The sequence below is a fragment of the Colwellia sp. NW0002-52-1 genome (assembly GCF_057550865.1).
This window is the reverse complement of the sequence record NZ_BAAJLU010000005.1, coordinates 49,494-65,587: the sequence shown is the minus strand read 5'-3', so window position 1 is coordinate 65,587 and position 16,094 is coordinate 49,494. Positions and strand designations below refer to the sequence as shown.

Genomic DNA, 16,094 nt, shown 5'->3' with positions numbered 1-16,094 from the left:
TTACTGTGATTGTGGCGATATGTGTCTCCCTGCCAGAATAGAACCATCTACAGGGAGAGCATTAATAGGACTTTAATCGGTAAGTTGCAATAAATATAATTGAAGCGTTTCTGTGTTAAATTGCCTTAACTTATTCTAACTAACCTGAACTCTGGATAAGCAGTACTTGCTCAACCCTCAATTTTAAGCCATTTTCTTCGTTAAAACGTCGATAAATAGCTCGCTATTCATAAACGTTTTGCCTTGAAAATGGCATAAAATGAAGCATTGATGATGTCTATTCGTGATGTTCACCTGGCTATAGCGTTTACTTTACCACCTAAGCTTTTGATTCACTTGAGTATCAAGCACTCATTATCCAGAGTTCAGGTTAACTAGGTTTATTACCCACTTTAAAATAGCCGGTTGATAAAAACTGCACCGCTTCATTGCGCTTTTTGCCAATTAAAATCGCACCGTCATCCATAAACAAAAAGTTTTTCCAACAACGCTGAAATACCGCCCAGGTAGTTTCAATAACATTGTTTCGAGCGCTGCAATAGTAAACAACGGTGTTATTATCCCAGGTTAAGTGCGCTAAAATTAACTCAGGTAATAAACTCTCATCACTTTCCCAGATAGTTTCCCACTTGCCATTATCAGACCAGTTCGCTGAATTTTCTGGCCAATCACCTTTTTTAAAAAAGTCAGGATGATCCGATTTTTTACTAATAGCACCGTCCCAAAGTATTTTTGCACGATTACTCACCATAGGTTTTATTTTTGTTTTGTCGCTATCGCTAATCGGTAGGCTAGCATGCTTGAAAATCCAAGCGTTTTTTAATTCTTCAATTGTGGTGTAGTTCATAAAGGTTTTGTCGATAACTTTTGGTTTAGTATAACAATAATGGTTAGTATCTCATTAATTGAAGTGAAATTGCAGGCTTAAAACCAACAAAGGCAGATAAAGTATCTGCCTTTGTTGGTTTTAAGGGAACGTTTTAGTTGTTAATAATGGTTAATTAAAACAGGTGTTTTTTCAGAAAATCATCTATGGCGGTTAAAGCTTTTATTCTAGATTCATTTTTCAATAAATAATGCCCTTCACCTTTTAGTTCTAGCAACTTAACATCTTTATCAGCATCTTCTAGGGCATCAAAAAAATCATCAGACTGGTCAAAATCAACCACTTTGTCACGCTGGCCATGAATTAATAGCACAGGGATTTTAACTTTATCAACAAAGTTTATCGGTGAAATACCGTGTAGAAAATTTTCATCTTGGCTATTTTTATTAATAACTTCTTGCCAGTAACTATATGTTTCACTGTATTGACCATGTTCACGCTTTTCAAAATCTAACATGGATTCAACATCACTAATACCATTGATAGAAATGGCACATTGATATAAATCAGGTGTAAAGGTTGCACCGGCTAAGGCCGCATATCCACCATAGCTCCAGCCAAAAATACACACACGGTCAGGATCAACCATGTTTTCTTGACTCAGTGCTATAACGGCATCTGAAATATCATTTTGAATTTTTTTGCCCCATTCACCACGACCTTTTAACAGGTGAACAATACCAAAGCCTTTTGAACCCCTAAATTGTGGCTGAATAACTAATACACCTCGACTTGCTAAGTATTGTGCTAGCCAATCATAACTAATTCGATCGTAAGATTCTGGTCCACCGTGTGGCATAATAACCGCTGGGAGCTTTTGTTTGGTTTTTCCTTTCGGGTGGGTAAGTAGTGTTGGAATGTTTAAACCGTCTCGTGCTTTATAGCTGTATTCTGAAACAGGGTTTACAATATCAGCAGAAACTTTTGCCCGACTTGCGGCTAAAAAGCTGAAACTATTATTAGCAAACATTATGTACTCACCCGCTTGCTCACCACCTTCTAGTTTAAAAATCATTTTTGACCAATCGGGTGTGTGGTCAATTAAACTAAAGCTGCTTTCAGGCATAGCTGATTGAATAACTTTAAAATTTTGAGTTAATTGCTGATCAAAAAAAGCATAGCTAGGTTTAAAACCTGAATATCGAACACCATAAACAACTCGTTGAATATCAGTTAGCACTTGTTCAACATCAGCATCATCCCGACTAAATATAGGCTCAGATATGGTGCCATCTTTTAAAGACATGGTGAAGTATTGTCGACGACCGTTGTCACCAGTTTTGGTCATGACCAAAGATTTTCTATCAGGCGTTAACCCTGAAAATGAACGATAGCGGTAAGCCGTAGTTTCTGAGAATATGTCAATCCATTCACCATTTATATAGCTTTGTACTCTATGATTGTTGGTTTTGTCATTAAACCTTTCACGAACTAGTGGTTCGCCGTTTTCATCAACAAAAAAATCTACCGCGTCTTTTGTGCCAATAAATATTTGTCTAGGTTTTTTCTTTTTCTCAAGGTTAACCTTCATTAAGGTATAAACATTAGAACCTCTGTCACTACTGTAATAAGCAGGCATATAAGCGGTGTTTTTATCTGGCGATAAACCTACAATGCCACCCAAGCTTGTTTGGCCTTTATAAATACCATAACCAGGCGTTAGCAGCTGTCTAACTTCTTTGGTTTTAAGATCGTAAATAAAGGCGCTACTTACATTATGCATACCTTTAAAACCATGAAGTTTTTTGTATTCAGACGCGCGTAATATCACTCTAAAGTTATCAATAAAATAGGCAACTTTTACATCAATGCCACTTAGTGCTGTTCCGCCTAAGGTTTGTCCGGAAGCAATATCTTTAATAAGAAGAACTTCTTGTTCATTTTGAAAGGTTTTGAACGCTATTCTTGAGCCATCTGGTGATAGCGTCATTAAACTTATTTCTGGATTTTTGGCGAATATGTTAAGAGCAGGTAGGTTTTCTTTAGCGTTAGAAACTGAGCAAATAGCAAAGGTAAGTGCAATAAAAGTGATTATTCTAAACATCAAAACATCCTTGAAAATATAATTATTACACATACTACTTACGTATAATTAATAAGCAATAGTTAATTTAATTAATACCTTACAAGTGTTTTAATATAAGTGACTGTATATCTGGTAACACTTTAACTCGCGCAATTTAGTGTAAATTAATCAACCGAGCTTTAAAGTTTTATTCAAGCGTATGTTTAATTGTTATTACAAACGCTGAATAAATCTTCAATAAAATAGGCTAAAGCACGGCGCTCAATCTTTTCAATTAGCGCTTGCTGAGCAGGTGTTAGCATGTGATACATAGTGGCAGCGCCAAAGTCGCCAAAAATAATATTAGCCTGTGCATCAAACAAAGTGTTATGAGCATATAAATCGCCATGACATACTTTATTTGCGTGTAAATGTTCAAACACGTTTTCCATTTGTGTCACTATTTTTTCAATTTGTGCAGCGCTTAAGGTAAAGCCTTCGGGGAAGGTGTCACGAGTACAGGTGTTAAAATTTGGTGGTAAACCTAAATTTTTAAAATCACTCGGAATTAAGTTCATGATTAACGCTAAGTAGCCATCTTCGTTCACTTGTGCCAAAGATCGTACTAGATTTTGATGATGACCTACTTTTAAACAAGCTTGTAATTCGTCTTCAGGGTAACCGTCGCTAGTAACTTTACCTTTAAACACTTTCACTGCTACTTCATCAGGAAAGTTTACTGGCTTATCTGTCCAAGTGACGCTTGAAATAACCCCTGACGCACCTTGCCCAAGTACATTTTGTAAGTTAAAACTTGAAGAGGGCAGCGAAGGCACTGTTGCTACGTTAAGCGTTGAGCGGCTAAACGGGTTACCTGAAAACGCAAACCACGCAAGCTTAGGTAAATTTAATAACTGCTCAGGGCATTCGGTTAAGTTGTTTGCTGAAATACGCACTAATTCAAGATTGTTTGCTTTAGCTAATGTTAACGGCAGTTTGGTTAGTTTATTACCGGCTAATGCTAGTTTTTGTAATCTTGGGCGCTCGCCTAATGTGTCTGGTAAGGTTTCAATAACGTTATCGGTTAAAATTAACCAACGTAGTTTTTCAGGTAGCGAATTAGCAGGTACATGATGAATTTGGTTAGACTTAAAACCGATCATTTCTAAATTTTCGCACTGTCCTAAAACTTCTGGTAGCACAGTAAATAAGTTGTTTGAGGCGAAAATTATTTTAAGCTTTTTAAGTTGAGCTAATTCGCTTGGCAACGTGGTGAGTTGGTTGTCAGATAAATCTAAAATTTCTAAGCTGTCGGCTAAAGTTAAAATTTCCATAGGAAATTCATTTAATTGTTCAGCAAGCTTTAAGCGTGAAATACCTTTGAGATTACCTGAAATTAACCGCGTTAGCGTATGCATTGACTCAACCATCCTAATCTTGTTTTAGTAGGTGAAAATAAAATGCCATACTAGTTCTTTAGATATAAAAAAACCCGACAAGCGTAATAAAATGCTTTCGGGCTTTTTCTGGGTTAATAAACCCGAATATGGTGCTCGCTACTGGACTCGAACCAGTGACACCTTGCATGTCATGCAAGTACTCTAACCAACTGAGCTAAGCGAGCAATATTTTCATGTAAACTGTTGAGTAACTCAACGAGGCGCTATGTTAGCGATCTGCTTTGGCAAGTGCAAGCAGTTTTATTTAAAACCCGATGTAACTGCTGATTAATTCAGCACTTGTTGTCAGCTTTGTTTATTTTAGCTACATTTCAGTGCTATTAATGAGTTTAACTTGCTAATGCTGCTTTTTGATCGAAGCGATTTTGTATTACTTTTAAACGCCAAGCTAATAATATAGCAGCAACCGTTAAGCCAGAAATAAAGCCTATCCAAAAGCCGTAAGGGCCTGAAGCTGGCGCAATCCAGTTGGTTAGTCCAAGAATTAACCCAACAGATAATCCAATAATCCAGTATGAGAAAAAGGTGATGTACAACACTGACTGGGTATCTTTATAACCCCTAAGCGCACCGGCAGAAATTACCTGAATAGCATCTGAAAACTGAAATAAAGCCGCTAAAAACATTAAACTGGCGGCAAGTTCGAGTACTTCGGTATCTATAGTGTAGATAGCGGCAATTTGCGTTCTAAATAATAAGGTAATAGCGGCCGTTACTACGGCAATAATGAGCCCTAAAATAACCGAGTATCGACAAAGCTCTTTTGCCTTTTCAAGGTTTTTGTTACCGACTTCAAAACCAACTTTAATGGTAACAGCCATGGCTAAACTTAATGGCACCATAAACACTAAGCCAGAAAAGTTAATCGCTATTTGATGGCTTGCAACCACATTTGCGCCAAAGGGTATTAATATTATGGCAACCGCAGCAAACAGGCTTACTTCAAACAACAACGAAAATGCGATAGGTGTGCCTAAAGCAAGAATGACTTTAATTTCTGACCACTGCGGCCAATAGAATTTAGTAAACAGTGGTGCGTGCTTTAAATGTTTTGAAAAATAAGTGTAGGCAAGCATTCCGAGAAACATTACCCAATAAACAATCGCTGTTGCTATACCACAACCCGCACCGCCTAAGGCTGGCATACCAAACTCACCATAAATAAAAATATAGTTAGCTGGTATGTTAATCAATAAACCCAAAATGCTGATGATCATAGTCGGACGACTAAAAGCGAGCCCTTCTGAATAGTTACGTAATACTAAGTAAAGACAATAACCTGGGCCACCCCAAACTATGTAACCTAGGTAGTCAAACATCAGTTGTTTGAGTTCAGGCTCCATGTCAATAGAGTCTATCAACAAAGGTGTTGCTATGTAGTAAAGCATAATAATGATGATGGAAAAGGTAACGGCTATCCAAGCGGTTTGGTAACTAGCCTTTGCTACCTCATCGTACTGTCTAGCGCCAGATAACTGCGAAACAATACTGGCTAATGCCATGATTAAACCTGATATAGCTAAAATTAAGGGTAACCAAACACTACTCGCCACAGCAACTGCTGCCATGTCAGTGGCGCTAACACGACCTGCCATTACGGTATCAGCAAAGCCCATTAAATTTTGGATCAATTGAGCAATTAAAATTGGATAAGCCAATTTCATCAGATTTTTACTATTGGAAAAAAAGCGGTTAATGTTCATCAAGGCAATTATATCATCGAGTTTTTCTTGCTAAGATAGCAAAAAATAAAGTATTTAACTGGATGATATATGTTTACCGGTATAGTGCAATCACAAGCTGAAGTAATTGCGATAATTAGTAAAGATAATGCGATAAGGTTAACTGTTGCGTTAGCACCTTCATTAATTGAAAATCTTGAAATTGGTGCAAGTGTTGCCATTAATGGCGTTTGTTTAACGGCTGTTGAATTTGGTGAGTTAGACAATGGCAGCAGTTTTATAAGTTTTGATGTGATTGATGAAACCCTTCGAGTATCAAACCTTGTTGATATAAAGTTAGGCTCAAAGGTCAATGTTGAGCGTTCGTTAAAAATTGGCGATGAAATTGGCGGTCACATGCTTAGTGGCCATGTTCATACACAAGCTGTAGTTACTGAGCGTAAAGATAGCCAAGATAATTGCACCATAAGTTTTACCATAGCGCCTGAGTATCAAAAATATATTTTTGCTAAGGGCTTTATTAGTATTAATGGTATTAGTTTAACGTTAGGCGCTGAAGTCGCTGATACATTTTCAGTACATTTAATCCCTGAAACGTTATCGCGTACCAATTTACAATTTGTTGGTATTGGCGATAAAGTTAATATTGAGATTGATCAGCAAACTATGACCATAGTTGAAACAGTTGAACGTATGAAGCTTAACCTAAATTAAATAAGCTAAGCTTTTAGTTTACACATTTTAGTTGTTGTATTTTAATTGTTAGCAAGTAAGGTAATTAAGCCTTACTTGCATTACTGTTTAAAGCATAATACAGGTTTGAGGTTAAGCCTTGCCTTACATTCTTAGCTTAAAAGTACTGTTCATTATCGCTGGCAACCGCTAGCTGAATTTTTTTATTATATTCGTCTATGTGCAAATTCAAATGCATTTCCATGCAACAAGCCGGGCATTCTTCATAATAGTCTTGGTCGCCTTCACTAGCGTCTAATGATACACGGATATGATGGCCGCAATGTGGGCATTCAATGCGTTGTTCTTTAATATCATGGGGCATGTTGCCTCCTCGATGTTATACCAATTGATATAAACAATCGTTCATTCTAAAGCGGTTTAAATATTCAGTATTTACGTTGCTTTCAATCCCAATAGCCTGCTATTGGTCGACAATATGCTCCTGCATTGCTCTAATGACTTACATCCATGTAAGAATCAATCAAGCGCCTTGCTACTGAAAATTTATCCTCGTTTAAAATGGTCGATTCATTAAGTCAATTGGTATTAATATTATAAAACCTAGCTTTAAGTATGGTCATTTTTAATGAAAATGCGAGTGATGTAATCGTAAAAAAGTTAAATGCTATCGCTATGATGATAAAGCTTAATGGCTGTAACCAAAGACCATACATAGGCTTGTTTTCTTGTTAGTTTTTTTATGTCAGCATCAAGGGTTAGCTTGGTATGATTAAGATGAGGTATTTAGATGATGAGTTAAGGTGAGGAGTTAATTACTGAATTTAGATTGCCGAATGCTTTCTACTCAACAAGCACTCAACAAGTACTCAAAAACTACTCAACGATTACTTAATATCGATAATTAAATTTTCTATTTTATTAGCAACACCGTCCCATTGCTCGGCATCGGCAGGGGCAGGAATAACTTCGGTAATAACCGGCCATGTTTTTGCCAATTCAGCATTAAGCTCTATAAAGTCTTTTTGATCTTCTGGTACTTCATCTTCCTGATAAATTGCCTCTGCAGGGCATTCAACCGGGCATAAATCACAATCAATACATGAGTCGGGGTTAATAACTAAAAAGTTAGGGCCTTGATGAAAGGCGTCAGCAGGGCATACAGCGACACAGTCTGTATATTTACATTGAATACAATTATCAGTTACTACAAACGCCATTTTACTCTGCTTAAGTTGGAAGTTAGTTGGATGTTAAATGTTTAAATCTAGCGCATATCTGCGATTAATATGCGGATCATACCTTGCTAGCCAACAATTTCAATTAATGTTTTAGCTTTGTATTTGGTATCGCTGAGAGTATCAGGTAAAATAGCGCCAATTTTTACCCTAGTCTTGCTTTGGAAACCTAATATGTTGCGTTTAACTAACGTCAAATTACCGCTTAACCATCAACCTGAAGAATTAAAGCTAGCTATTCTTTCTATATTAGAAATTTCTGCTGAGCAGCTTGTAGACTTTTCAGTTTTTAAACGTGGTTATGACGCGCGTAAAAAAAGCAACATCATTCTAATGTACACACTAGACGTTGAAACAACCGTTAATGAAGAACTGTTGATAACGCACAGTAAAAACCAGAACATTAAAACCAGCCCCGATACTAGCTACAAATTTGTTGGGCAGGCGCCTGAAAACTTAAGCGAGCGTCCTGTGGTTATTGGTATGGGCCCTTGTGGCTTGTTCGCAGGTTTACTATTAGCGCAAATGGGCTTTAAGCCTATTATTTTAGAGCGCGGAAAAGATGTACGTCAGCGTACTAAAGATACTTTTGGTTTTTGGCGTAAAAAAATTCTGAATACTGAATCAAATGTACAGTTTGGTGAAGGTGGCGCGGGTACGTTTTCAGACGGTAAATTATACAGCCAAGTAAAAGATCCAAAACATTATAGTCGTAAAGTATTGCATGAGTTTGTTGATGCTGGCGCACCTGCAGAAATATTATTTGTTAGTAAACCACATATTGGTACCTTTAAATTAGTGACCATGGTTGAGCAAATGCGTGCTGAAATTCATCGTCTTGGTGGCGAAGTGCGTTTTGATCAACGTGTGGACGATATTCATTTTGAAAGTGCGAATGACGGCACTGATAATATGCAAGTTACTGGTTTAACTTTAGCAACAGGTGAAGTTATATCGACCAAGCATATTGCCTTAGCAATTGGCCACAGCGCCCGTGATACTTTTGCTATGCTGCATAAAAAAGGTGTTTTCATAAAAGCTAAACCATTTTCAGTCGGGTTTAGAATTGAACATGAACAATCGGTGATTGACGATGCACGTTTCGGCGAAAATGCGGGTAATCCTATTTTAGGTGCTGCAGATTACAAGCTTGTGCACCACTGTAAAAATGGTCGCTCAGTTTATAGTTTTTGTATGTGCCCGGGTGGAACCGTGGTTGCGGCAGCATCAGAAGAAGGTCGCTTAGTCACTAACGGAATGAGCCAATATTCACGCCATGAACGCAATGCTAATAGTGCGATTGTTGTCGGCATATCTCCCGAAGATTATGATGAGAATGGCAGTAAAGACAATGTCCTTGCAGGTATTGAATTTCAACGTCGACTTGAAGAAACCGCTTTTAAACTCGGTGGTGAAAACTACGATGCGCCAGTGCAACTTGTTGGCGATTTTCTCGCCGGACGAAAAAGTGGCGAGCATGGCTCAGTTTCGCCTTCTTACAAACCCGGTGTTAAGTACTGCGACTTAAGTGAAACATTACCGGCTTACGCTATTGAAGCAATACGTGAGGCTTTGCCTGCATTTGAACGTAAAATAAAAGGCTTTTCGATGGCAGATGCAACCTTAACTGCTGTTGAAACTCGTACCTCATCGCCAATTAACATTACCCGTGATAAAGAAAGCTTTGAAAGTGTTAATACTAAAGGTTTGTATCCTGCAGGTGAGGGAGCAGGTTATGCTGGCGGTATTTTATCTGCTGGTATTGATGGTATTAAAGTTGCTGAAGCTATGGCGCTTTCTATGCTTAAACAACACGCTTAAAATGCCATTTTAAAGCTTCAAGTTAATGTTCAGGGTAACTTGAAGCTTTATCATTAAAAAGTGACTGTTATATTTTTATTGAGATGAATACTGAGGTGTATATTAAGGTATTAGTTGCACTTTTCTTTATCACAAACTTAATCACTTACTTCCAACATCTCTTTAATATTCGCTTTAGTCACTTGTTGATACTTACTTTTAGGTAACTGCGCGCTCATGTTTTGCAAGCTAGACCAAATACCACGTAATGTCATCGGTTTGGCTAGCCATTGAGGTACGTTACCTTTTGGGTCAATCATAAATTGATAAGTAATATCGATTTTATTAGGCTCAATAGGTACAATTTTCCAATGAGCACCTAAAACTTGCATGCGGACCACGTGTTGGTTTTTTGAAATTTCTTTTGCGTCTTCAACCAAAATATCAATCGATAAATCTTTATTTTGCCAATATCTAGAGTGCACAACCATCTCACGGGCAGAAAATGGCCATATACTATTAAACTGAATATTGAAGATATGCTCGTTGTTTGAAACTTCTTCAATAAGCTGCGCTGACTTCGCGTTGTCAAGCCACTGTGGTGTTAGGCTTAAATCTTCAATAAAGTATAGAAAGCCCGCAAGTGTTGAGTTAAATCTGGCTTGGGCCTTTATTTCAACTAAATTTGTTACGCTATTAATGCGGTAACTTACGTTGAAGTTGTTATTTGTGCGCCATAATTTCCAAGGGAGGTCTTGGATTTCGTTATAACTGGCATTGAAAAGTTTAACGGTATTTTTTGTCGCTAAACTCTGCATTGATAACAAGCTAAAACATGCGCCGAGAATCATGACTATTTTTAAGGTTAACGTTTTTTTTACTTGCTTGTTCAATATACTGGTCCTGTCCATTGCAAATTATAGAGAATTCCCCTATATTCCCGTGCTCGGCTCAGCACAATTTTTTCATTCTCATATCTTTGTGTTTGTAGCCTAACAATATAATATCGAATTTAGCTTTATATAGCGCCATTTATTGCTTGAGCATTAATGTGGCAGTTATAAATATTAATTAATAAATCTCAAGCGGCACTTAGTGTGTGTCGCCACTGAACAAAGGAAAACTACATGCCTGTAATTACGCTTCCCGATGGTAGTCAACGCTCTTTTGAACAAGCTGTGTCTGTAATGGACGTTGCCCTTGATATTGGTCCTGGTTTGGCAAAAGCCACCATTGCTGGTCGTATCAACGGTGAATTAGTTGATGCTTGTGAATTAATTAAAGAAGATGCAGCTCTGCAACTTATTACCAGTAAAGATAGTGAAGGTTTAGAGATCATTCGCCACTCTTGTGCACATTTATTAGGCCATGCTATTAAGCAATTATGGCCAAACACCAAAATGGCTATTGGTCCGACAATCGAAAACGGTTTTTATTATGATGTTGATTTAGAAGAATCAATCACCGAAGACGATTTAGTTAAACTAGAAAAGCGCATGACAGAATTAGCCAGAACCGGCTATGAAGTTATTAAAAAAACAGGTACGTGGCAAGATGCTTACGATGCTTTCACCGAACGTGGTGAGACCTACAAATTAGAAATTCTTGATGAAAATATTGATAAGTCAGATACACCAGCGCTTTATCATCATCAAGAATACATTGACATGTGTCGTGGTCCTCACGTGCCAAGCATGCGTCATTGTCATCACTTTAAGTTGATGAAAGTTGCTGGCGCATACTGGCGTGGCAATTCAGATAATAAAATGCTGCAACGTGTATACGGCACAGCATGGGCAGATAAAAAGCAACTTAAAGCTTATATAGTACGTTTAGCGGAAGCTGAAAAGCGCGATCACCGTAAAATTGGTAAAACGCTAGATTTATTCCATTGGCAAGAAGAAGCGCCGGGTATGGTGTTTTGGCATAACGATGGCTGGACGATTTACACTGAGTTAGAAAAATTTGTTCGTGAAAAGCTACACGAATATGATTACGACGAAGTTAAAGCGCCCATGATGATGGACCGCAGCCTTTGGGAGAAATCTGGCCACTGGGATAAATATGCTGATGGCATGTTTACCACTGAGTCAGAAAAGCGTGAATACGCAATAAAACCCATGAACTGCCCAGGCCACGTACAAATATTTAACCAAGGGTTAAAATCTTATCGTGATTTGCCACTGCGTATTGCTGAGTTTGGCTGTTGTCACCGTAATGAGCCATCGGGTTCTTTACATGGCCTAATGCGTGTACGTGGTTTTACGCAAGACGATGCCCATATTTTCTGTATGGAATCACAAGTACAAGCTGAAGTAACCAAATGTATTGAAATGGTTTACGACGTCTATGGCTCATTTGGCTTTGAAGATATTGTTGTTAAGCTTTCTACTCGTCCTGAAAACCGTATTGGTAGTGATGAAATTTGGGATAAAGCAGAAGCCGGACTTGCTCAAGCATTAACTGACAGCGATATTAAATTTGAATACCTACCAGGCGAAGGTGCTTTTTACGGTCCTAAAATTGAATTTACTTTAATGGATTGTTTGGGACGTGCTTGGCAATGTGGTACTGTGCAACTCGATTTTGCTTTACCAGAGCGTTTAGGCGCAACTTATGTTGGTGAAGACAACGAAAGATACATTCCAGTGATGATCCATCGTGCAATTTTGGGTTCACTTGAACGTTTTATCGGAATTTTGATCGAAGAGTACACCGGCAAATTTCCAACTTGGTTATCGCCAATTCAAGCAACTGTGATGAATATTACCGACAAACAGGGTCAATATTGTGAAAAAGTTGTAAAAAAACTAAAAGAAAATGGATTTAGAGCAAAACTAGACTTGAGAAATGAGAAGATAGGCTTTAAAATCCGCGAGCATACTTTAAAGCGTGTTCCGTATTTGTTAGTCGTTGGTGATAAAGAAATGGAAACTGGCGAAATTGCAGTACGAACTCGAAGTGGTGAAGATTTAGGAACGATGTCGGTAGACGACTTTGTTGCTAAATTATCGAACGAAGTGAAAACTCGTCAATAAACACTTTGTAATAAAACACGTAATATTATTATTTAACCCAAGTGAGCTAAAATTAGTGCTTACTTGGTCACAACGTTCTTTGGAGGAACATGGCTATTAAAGGTGGACAACGTGGCGGGCAAAAAGAGCCGGCGCATCGTTTAAATGAGTTAATCACAGGTATTCAGGGCAATGAAGTTCGTTTAATTAAATTTGACGGCGAACCTGGTGGCATAGTTACTTTAGATGAAGCAATGGACCAAGCGGATGACGCAGGTGTAGATCTCGTAGAAATCAGCCCAACAGCTAAACCTCCTGTTTGTCGCGTCATGGATTACGGTAAGTTTATCTATGAAAAAGCTAAAGAACAGAAAGAACAACGTAAAAACCAGAAACAAATACAGGTTAAGGAAATTAAATTCCGTCCTGGAACAGATGAAGGCGATTATCAGGTCAAACTACGCAACCTGAAACGCTTTTTAGAAGGCGGCGACAAGGTCAAGGTAACATTACGTTTCCGTGGCCGTGAAATGGCCCACCAAGAACTAGGTCTTGAAATTCTAACTCGCGTTAAAAACGATTTAGAAGAATTGACTGTAGTCGAGTTTTTCCCTCGTAGAGCGGAAGGGCGTCAAATGGTGATGGTTCTCGCCCCTAAAAAATAGATAGTACCCGGTTTGACAAGTAGTTAATTGTTTTTCGGAATAATTAACTCACCGCTATTATCTTTAAGCTGGTAGACAAGGCCTACAAGTAGAATTCGACATCTTAGTTTAAGCACTAAGCGCTGAGAAGTTCTCGCCCTCGTTTACTTTATATTTGGCATAACAATGCGGAGTTATTAACATGCCTAAAATGAAAACCAATAAAGGTGCTGCAAAGCGCTTTAAACAGACAGCCACAGGCTATAAATTTAAACAAGCCGGTCTTCGTCATATTTTGACTAAACGCCGTACTAAAGTTAAGCGTCATCTTCGTGCTAAATGCATGATCGCCGCATCTGACATTAAGTCAGTTAAAAAACTTTTACGTCACGGTTAATAGGAGAAATAGAAAATGGCAAGAGTAAAACGTGGTGTACAAGCACGTGCACGTCACAAAAAGGTTCTAAAGCAAGCTAAAGGTTACTACGGTGCCCGTAGTCGCGTTTATCGCGTTGCTTTCCAAGCTGTAACTAAAGCTGGCCAATACGCATACCGTGACCGTCGTCAACGTAAGCGTCAATTCCGTCAACTTTGGATTGCTCGTATAAACGCAGCAGCTCGTCAAAATGGTTTATCTTACAGCCGTTTCATTAATGGTCTTAAAAAGGCTTCTATTGAAATCGATCGTAAGATCCTAGCTGACATTGCAGTATACGATAAAGCAGCTTTCACATTCTTAGTTGAAAAAGCGCAAGCTTCTTTAGCATAAGTTTGAGATATTAGCTCGATAAAAAAGGACGCCTCTGGCGTCCTTTTCTTTTTTTAAATGTTAAGAAACTGACTACTAAGTCAGGAAATATTGTTGCTATGACATGAGCGATTAATTAAGCGGGTTACGCACTTTTACATTAACCCGTTTAGTTAAACGTTTATTTAACTATAGGAAGTAAAGGTCTTATTATGAGTCTTGCTGATCAAATTTTAGCGGTAAACAACGATTTGCCTATCCGCACTGGCGCTGCTGTCCATAGTGGCAAAGTACGTTCTGTATATTGGTTAACTGAAGATGACAGCCGTCGTTTAATTGAAGAAAAAAATTACGATGTAGCACTTGATACACCGCTAGCGATTATGGTGATCAGTGATCGCATTTCAGCTTTTGATTGTATTTGGCACGGCGAAGGTGGTATGAAAGGCGTTCCGGGCAAAGGTGCGGCACTTAATGCTATTTCTAATCATTGGTTTAAACTATTTAAAGAGCAAGGTTTAGCTGACAGCCATATTCTCGATATTCCTCATCCTTTTGTTTGGATCGTACAAAAAGCTAAGCCTGTAATGATAGAAGCTATTTGTCGTCAATATATTACTGGCTCAATGTGGCGCTCTTATGCAAAAGGCGAGCGTGAGTTTTGTGGTATCGAGCTAAACGACGAGCTTGAAAAAGACAGTAAGTTACCAACACTGCTACAAACTCCGTCTACAAAAGGCATTTTGCAAGGTATTCCAGGCGTTCCAGCGGTTGACGATGTTAATATTACGCGTAAAAACATTGAAGATAACTTTGCGGCTTTTAACTTCAAATCACCCGAAGATATAGCTTTATATGAAAAGTTATTAACAGAGGGCTTTGATGTTATCTCTGATGCATTAGCTAAGATTGATCAAATTTTTGTCGATACCAAATTTGAATTTGGCTATGTTAAAGACCGTAATGGTAATGACAAACTTATTTATATGGATGAAGTTGGCACGCCAGATTCATCACGCATTTGGGATGGTGAACAATATCGTGCGGGTAAAATTGTTGAAAACTCTAAAGAAGGCTTCCGCCAATTACTTCTTAGTCACTTTCCAGACCCTGATATTCTGTTGAATAAAGACCGAATGAAAGAGCGTGAAGCGCTTGCTCGCGATAACGAACTACCTGCAGCTGTGCTAATGTCTCTATCGGCAACTTACCTTGCCATTGCAGAGAAAGTCATTGGCGAAAAAATTGTTTTATCGCAAAATCCGAAACAAGAAATTATTGATATTTTACGTGATGAATATCAACTGATTGATTAGGCTTGAGTGTTAATTAATCGTGATACCAATATACTAAAACAGCCTCGTAACAGCGGGGCTTTTTTATCAGTAAATTTTGATGATAATATCTTGTACATGTTATTTAATTAAGTTTTAAGGAACTTGACACTGATTCACAAGGGTAGTTAAATGATGTGTATTAATAAAATAATAATTATAGTTTTTAGCTAAATTAATACAGTGGTAAGAGGGAAGTCGATAAATAATGGAAAGTATTTTATTAGAATATCATGATAACGCAGATCTTTATGATTCTTATATGCCTTTTTTCAAGCATGGTGGTTTGTTTTTTCGTACTGATGATGAGTATGATTTAGGAACACCGATCAACCTTTACGTTAGTCTCCCTGATTCACTAGAGTCAATTTGTGTTAAAGCTCAAGTAGGGTGGGTAACTCCTCAAAATTCTCAAAATGGTAATGATGCCGGTGTTGGAGTCGCTTTCGTGGATGATCACGAAAATCTAAGCCAGCAAATACAAAATGCCATTCAACTTTTTATGAATATGGATAAACCTACCTTATCAATGTAGTAACACTTGGCTATACTTTGTGATTGATTAATGAGTTAAATAATAATAATAA

Annotated in this window: 15 protein-coding genes and 1 tRNA gene; 8 read left to right on the top strand and 8 right to left on the bottom strand. The window is 38.0% G+C overall.

Features of this window, described 5'->3' with window-relative positions; all coding sequences use genetic code 11:
* Positions 1-370: 370 nt before the first annotated feature.
* The 5 genes from AC27H3_RS07035 to AC27H3_RS07015 form a co-directional block, all read right to left on the bottom strand.
* Positions 371-847, bottom strand: coding sequence for a DUF2947 family protein (locus AC27H3_RS07035; protein ID WP_085304407.1), 477 nt, complete (start codon positions 845-847; stop codon positions 371-373).
* A 154-nt stretch (positions 848-1,001) separates the two neighbouring features.
* Entirely contained in the window at positions 1,002-2,930 is a 1,929-nt protein-coding gene (locus AC27H3_RS07030; RefSeq protein ID WP_487104834.1) for an alpha/beta hydrolase family protein, read from the bottom strand.
* Between the two features lie 185 nt (positions 2,931-3,115).
* Positions 3,116-4,309, bottom strand: coding sequence for a leucine-rich repeat-containing protein kinase family protein (locus AC27H3_RS07025; protein WP_487104832.1), 1,194 nt, complete (start codon positions 4,307-4,309; stop codon positions 3,116-3,118).
* Positions 4,310-4,438: 129 nt separating this feature from the next.
* Positions 4,439-4,515 (bottom strand) — tRNA-Val (locus tag AC27H3_RS07020).
* Between the two features lie 165 nt (positions 4,516-4,680).
* Complete coding sequence (locus AC27H3_RS07015; RefSeq protein WP_233131410.1) at positions 4,681-6,015, bottom strand: MATE family efflux transporter; 1,335 nt, start codon at positions 6,013-6,015, stop codon at positions 4,681-4,683.
* A gap of 108 nt (positions 6,016-6,123) precedes the next feature.
* On the opposite strand from AC27H3_RS07015, the gene AC27H3_RS07010 reads away from it, so the two are divergent.
* Positions 6,124-6,747 carry a riboflavin synthase subunit alpha gene (locus tag AC27H3_RS07010; RefSeq protein ID WP_487104830.1) on the top strand — a complete coding sequence of 208 codons (624 nt, stop codon included), beginning with the start codon at positions 6,124-6,126 and terminating at the stop codon, positions 6,745-6,747.
* Positions 6,748-6,883: 136 nt separating this feature from the next.
* Here AC27H3_RS07010 and AC27H3_RS07005 read toward each other — a convergent pair whose 3' ends face one another.
* A complete protein-coding gene (locus AC27H3_RS07005) occupies positions 6,884-7,090 on the bottom strand; it encodes a CPXCG motif-containing cysteine-rich protein (RefSeq protein ID WP_487104829.1) in 207 nt (68 codons plus the stop codon).
* 523 nt (positions 7,091-7,613) lie between these two features.
* Positions 7,614-7,946: a ferredoxin FdxA gene (fdxA, locus tag AC27H3_RS07000; protein ID WP_487104827.1), complete on the bottom strand. Its 333-nt coding sequence runs from the start codon at positions 7,944-7,946 to the stop codon at positions 7,614-7,616.
* 192 nt (positions 7,947-8,138) lie between these two features.
* Here fdxA and AC27H3_RS06995 point away from each other — a divergent pair, with 192 nt between their 5' ends.
* Positions 8,139-9,785 carry an NAD(P)/FAD-dependent oxidoreductase gene (locus AC27H3_RS06995; RefSeq protein WP_487104825.1) on the top strand — a complete coding sequence of 549 codons (1,647 nt, stop codon included), beginning with the start codon at positions 8,139-8,141 and terminating at the stop codon, positions 9,783-9,785.
* A 137-nt stretch (positions 9,786-9,922) separates the two neighbouring features.
* Here the strand turns inward: AC27H3_RS06995 and AC27H3_RS06990 are convergent, their stop codons facing one another.
* Positions 9,923-10,657 (bottom strand): START domain-containing protein, encoded by a 735-nt coding sequence (locus tag AC27H3_RS06990; protein WP_487104823.1) that lies wholly within the window; start codon positions 10,655-10,657, stop codon positions 9,923-9,925.
* A gap of 234 nt (positions 10,658-10,891) precedes the next feature.
* Between AC27H3_RS06990 and thrS the strand changes: the two genes are divergently transcribed.
* From thrS to AC27H3_RS06960, 6 genes are all read left to right on the top strand, one after another.
* Positions 10,892-12,802 (top strand): threonine--tRNA ligase, encoded by a 1,911-nt coding sequence (gene thrS, locus AC27H3_RS06985; protein ID WP_085304393.1) that lies wholly within the window; start codon positions 10,892-10,894, stop codon positions 12,800-12,802.
* Positions 12,803-12,891: 89 nt separating this feature from the next.
* Positions 12,892-13,446 carry a translation initiation factor IF-3 gene (gene infC / locus AC27H3_RS06980; protein WP_085304391.1) on the top strand — a complete coding sequence of 185 codons (555 nt, stop codon included), beginning with the start codon at positions 12,892-12,894 and terminating at the stop codon, positions 13,444-13,446.
* 181 nt (positions 13,447-13,627) lie between these two features.
* The gene (rpmI, locus tag AC27H3_RS06975; RefSeq protein WP_077342442.1) at positions 13,628-13,822 is read left to right on the top strand and encodes a 50S ribosomal protein L35; all 195 of its coding nucleotides are present in this window, start codon (positions 13,628-13,630) and stop codon (positions 13,820-13,822) included.
* Between the two features lie 15 nt (positions 13,823-13,837).
* Positions 13,838-14,194: a 50S ribosomal protein L20 gene (gene rplT / locus AC27H3_RS06970; protein WP_077284679.1), complete on the top strand. Its 357-nt coding sequence runs from the start codon at positions 13,838-13,840 to the stop codon at positions 14,192-14,194.
* Between the two features lie 191 nt (positions 14,195-14,385).
* Positions 14,386-15,489, top strand: coding sequence for a phosphoribosylaminoimidazolesuccinocarboxamide synthase (locus AC27H3_RS06965; protein WP_487104820.1), 1,104 nt, complete (start codon positions 14,386-14,388; stop codon positions 15,487-15,489).
* Between the two features lie 226 nt (positions 15,490-15,715).
* Positions 15,716-16,042, top strand: a complete 327-nt coding sequence (locus tag AC27H3_RS06960) for a PilZ domain-containing protein (protein WP_487104819.1) — start codon at positions 15,716-15,718, stop codon at positions 16,040-16,042.
* Positions 16,043-16,094: the final 52 nt, after the last annotated feature.

Coding starts and splice junctions, on each gene's coding strand:
- AC27H3_RS07035 (WP_085304407.1), bottom strand. CDS start 847: ATGAACTACACCACAATTGAAGAATTAAAAAACGCTTGGATTTTCAAG.
- AC27H3_RS07030 (WP_487104834.1), bottom strand. CDS start 2,930: ATGTTTAGAATAATCACTTTTATTGCACTTACCTTTGCTATTTGCTCA.
- AC27H3_RS07025 (WP_487104832.1), bottom strand. CDS start 4,309: ATGCATACGCTAACGCGGTTAATTTCAGGTAATCTCAAAGGTATTTCA.
- AC27H3_RS07015 (WP_233131410.1), bottom strand. CDS start 6,015: ATGAAATTGGCTTATCCAATTTTAATTGCTCAATTGATCCAAAATTTA.
- AC27H3_RS07010 (WP_487104830.1), top strand. CDS start 6,124: ATGTTTACCGGTATAGTGCAATCACAAGCTGAAGTAATTGCGATAATT.
- AC27H3_RS07005 (WP_487104829.1), bottom strand. CDS start 7,090: ATGCCCCATGATATTAAAGAACAACGCATTGAATGCCCACATTGCGGC.
- fdxA (WP_487104827.1), bottom strand. CDS start 7,946: ATGGCGTTTGTAGTAACTGATAATTGTATTCAATGTAAATATACAGAC.
- AC27H3_RS06995 (WP_487104825.1), top strand. CDS start 8,139: ATGTTGCGTTTAACTAACGTCAAATTACCGCTTAACCATCAACCTGAA.
- thrS (WP_085304393.1), top strand. CDS start 10,892: ATGCCTGTAATTACGCTTCCCGATGGTAGTCAACGCTCTTTTGAACAA.
- infC (WP_085304391.1), top strand. CDS start 12,892: ATGGCTATTAAAGGTGGACAACGTGGCGGGCAAAAAGAGCCGGCGCAT.
- rpmI (WP_077342442.1), top strand. CDS start 13,628: ATGCCTAAAATGAAAACCAATAAAGGTGCTGCAAAGCGCTTTAAACAG.
- rplT (WP_077284679.1), top strand. CDS start 13,838: ATGGCAAGAGTAAAACGTGGTGTACAAGCACGTGCACGTCACAAAAAG.
- AC27H3_RS06965 (WP_487104820.1), top strand. CDS start 14,386: ATGAGTCTTGCTGATCAAATTTTAGCGGTAAACAACGATTTGCCTATC.
- AC27H3_RS06960 (WP_487104819.1), top strand. CDS start 15,716: ATGGAAAGTATTTTATTAGAATATCATGATAACGCAGATCTTTATGAT.